This window comes from Sphingobium sp. SA916 (assembly GCF_002894065.1).
GTDB classification, from domain to species: Bacteria; Pseudomonadota; Alphaproteobacteria; order Sphingomonadales; family Sphingomonadaceae; genus Sphingobium; species Sphingobium fuliginis.
In genome coordinates, this window is sequence record NZ_LXYF01000008.1 from 1 (window position 1) to 1,430 (window position 1,430).

Consider the following 1,430-nt stretch of genomic DNA (forward strand, 5'->3'; position numbering starts at 1 on the left):
CTCCACCTTACCGATGAGCCCGGTGGCCACCGAGATCGAAATCGCATGGGGTGCGGCATGCCCCACCCCATGCGATCATCTCAATCTACACCAGAAATTACACCACGAGCGCGGACGCTAACCGCTAAAAACCGCAAAAAATTGCGATTTCGCCGTTTTGGCCAGCTCGCTACTGGTCTGCTATGCGAATGAATGACGAAGAAGAGCGACCCTTGGTTTCTGAGTGCGGGCACCCTGTGGGGTAGCCTTGCAGCCATCGCGTTAGGGGCGCTTGCTTATAACTTCATGAGTTTCCGTATCGCCCACTGCAACAGCGAAGAATGCAATTACGAAATCAATGCGACGCGCATTCTTGTGACCGTGGTTGGGATAGGCATTCTCGCGGGCATAATCCGCTTATGCGTCAACAGAAAACGTCATCGACCATAGGCGGGGCTGTTTTCCGCGTTAGCGGGAAAGAAACAGGCCGTAGTATTCTGCCCGCTCGTAGGTGTGGGCGTTGAAGCCTGGATTTGCGGTTTCATAATCTGCGCGGATTTTTTCGTATGTCCCATCATGGCGATGCCAAGCATCACCAACATCATATGCGCCACTCCACAGCTTGCTGACACGGCGCTGCCAATCCGCGACCGCTTCAGGATCGTGGTCCACATAGAGAACGGTGAACGGGATGGGATCGAAATGTGAGCGCCTTTCGCGCTCATTGTAATGAAAGATGGTGAAAACGGCGTCTGGCAACGGAAGGGCTATGGCACGTTCCAAGACACGCGCCTGTTCATCCTTACAAGCCTGCTTAATATCGTCTTCCACGTTAAACCCCACTTGTTCGGTCAGTGTATATACGTCGTTCCTTACTGGACCACTACCTTGCGCGTCAGAACTTGAAACCGCGTTGAGACCGTTTTGGGAAGCTCGCGGTCCGCATTTTGCCAAACTGTCGATTCGAGTTTCGCTGTGACACGAACCGCTCCCCGCACATCAAAAGGCTCAAGTGTGAGGTCGATTGTCGTTTGAGGCGGTGTTTGGTCATTGCCGCCAAGGCTACCATCAAGCCGCACTGGGTTGTCAGCGGATAGAGGAAACGCTGTAAGTGCCGTCGCAAACTCGCGCAGTTGCTCCTTGTTGAACCAAGCTGAGCCTATGCCAGCACAGCCGTCAGCAGCGACAGACACGAATAGCTCGCCACACCATTCGTCATCAGGTTCGTTCAAAGCGGAAACGTAGTTCGTTCATAGGCGCTGGTATAGGGATTTGATACGTTCAGTCATCTATGTTCGTGATGAGTGGGCGTTAACCATACTCTGCCGACTGTCCGCCGTCAGCGCCAATGGCACAGATTGAGGTTGTGATTTAAGGAGGATTTGGGCTTCGTCGTAGTGACGAAGGAACGAAGATGAAGCCCAAATCCTCCTTGAAAAAATCGGCGCCGA

General features: G+C 53.2%; 3 protein-coding genes. 1 reads left to right on the forward strand and 2 read right to left on the reverse strand.

All coding sequences use genetic code 11. The annotated features are described in order from the left end of the window. Window positions 1-192 precede the first annotated feature (192 nt). The gene (locus A8G00_RS24685; protein WP_146032545.1) at window positions 193-429 is read left to right on the forward strand and encodes a hypothetical protein; all 237 of its coding nucleotides are present in this window, start codon (window positions 193-195) and stop codon (window positions 427-429) included. An 18-nt stretch (window positions 430-447) separates the two neighbouring features. Here the strand turns inward: A8G00_RS24685 and A8G00_RS03320 are convergent, their stop codons facing one another. Together A8G00_RS03320 and A8G00_RS24975 are read right to left on the reverse strand one after the other, a co-directional pair. Then, on the reverse strand, window positions 448-810 hold the full coding sequence (locus tag A8G00_RS03320) for a hypothetical protein (protein ID WP_125445826.1): 363 nt from the start codon (window positions 808-810) through the stop codon (window positions 448-450). Between the two features lie 41 nt (window positions 811-851). Continuing rightward, window positions 852-1,211 carry a hypothetical protein gene (locus A8G00_RS24975; protein ID WP_172451740.1) on the reverse strand — a complete coding sequence of 120 codons (360 nt, stop codon included), beginning with the start codon at window positions 1,209-1,211 and terminating at the stop codon, window positions 852-854. Window positions 1,212-1,430: the final 219 nt, after the last annotated feature.